The organism is Pseudomonas sp. 7P_10.2_Bac1, assembly GCF_025465935.1.
Classification (GTDB): domain Bacteria; phylum Pseudomonadota; class Gammaproteobacteria; order Pseudomonadales; family Pseudomonadaceae; genus Aquipseudomonas.
Genome location: NZ_JANLNV010000016.1, coordinates 1 through 1188, shown reverse-complemented (window position 1 = coordinate 1188; position 1188 = coordinate 1). Strand labels below are relative to the sequence as shown.

Sequence of the window (1188 nt, the reverse complement as noted above, 5' to 3'; positions counted from 1 at the left end):
GGAAACTCCGAACAAGTTGCCCATCAGCCGGAAATGAACGGCTTGGAGATGCCGAAAAGCCCGATTTTCAGCCGCTAATTATTGGATAACCAAGGCACAGCCTTGGTTATCTGCCCTCACGGGCGCACCTCTCCCGCTCCAGGCAATAATTGCCGACGCACCATCCACAAATTCGACAGGGCAAACAGCGTGGTCAGTTGCGCCGTGTTCTTGGCCAAGCCACGGAAACGGGTTTTCACATAGCCGAATTGGCGCTTGATCACACGGAATGGATGTTCGACCTTCGCTCGCGCCTGCGCTTTGACCTTCTCGATCTTGCGCCTGACTTTGTAGAGCACGCTTCGTTTGCTCAAGTGTTTATAGGTGCTACGACGAGCCGCAATCTGCCAGATTACCGGCCTTCCTTCATGCTCCGGCCGCTTCTCCACGCCGGTATAACCCGCGTCGGCACAGATAACATTTTCATCGCCATGCAACAGGTGAGCGACCTCCGTTACATCGGCCACATTCGCCGCTGTACCGTGGACGTGGTGCACCAGGCCCGACTCAGCATCGGCACCGATATGCGCCTTCATGCCAAAGAAATACTGATTACCTTTCTTCGTCTGATGCATTTCAGGATCGCGCTTGCCGTCCTTGTTCTTGGTCGAACTGGGTGCGTGGATGATGGTTGCGTCGACAATGGTGCCCTGGCGCAACGACAGGCCCTTGTCTCGCAGGTAGTTGTTGATGGTTTCCAGAATGCCCGCCGCCAACTGATGCTTCTCCAGCAGGTGCCGGAAATTCATGATCGTCGTGTCTTCGGGGATCGGAGCGCTGAGCGTCAGACGAGCAAACTGGCGCATCGAAGTAATCTCGTACAGCGCCTCTTCCATGGCTGGATCGCTCAACGAGAACCAGTTCTGCAGCAGGTGAATGCGCAGCATGGTTTCCAGTGGATACGGCTTGCGGCCACCACCAGCCTTTGGGTAGTGGAGCTCGATCAACGCCACCAACCCGCTCCACGGAACCAGCTGTTCCATCTCGGCCAGGAAACGCTCGCGACGGGTTTGCTTGCGCTTACCGGCGTACTCGAAATCGGAAAAGCTCATCTGGCTCATGGGATGGCGGGCTTGTAGAAGGCAGTTGGACGGAGGGCTATTTCAGCACAGGTCAGATGGCCTGTGCTGACTTGATCGGAGAATCCTT

1 protein-coding gene is annotated in these 1188 nt (G+C 56.1%); it reads right to left on the bottom strand.

The annotated features are described in order from the left end of the window. Nucleotides 1-116: 116 nt before the first annotated feature. Complete coding sequence (locus NTD86_RS03560) at nucleotides 117-1100, bottom strand: IS5 family transposase (RefSeq protein ID WP_262200781.1); 984 nt, start codon at nucleotides 1098-1100, stop codon at nucleotides 117-119. Between the last annotated feature and the right edge of the window lie 88 nt (nucleotides 1101-1188).

What these genes read in the sequence shown, in the direction of transcription:
- NTD86_RS03560 (WP_262200781.1), bottom strand. Translation starts at nt 1,100, where the DNA reads ATGAGCCAGATGAGCTTTTCCGATTTCGAGTACGCCGGTAAGCGCAAG.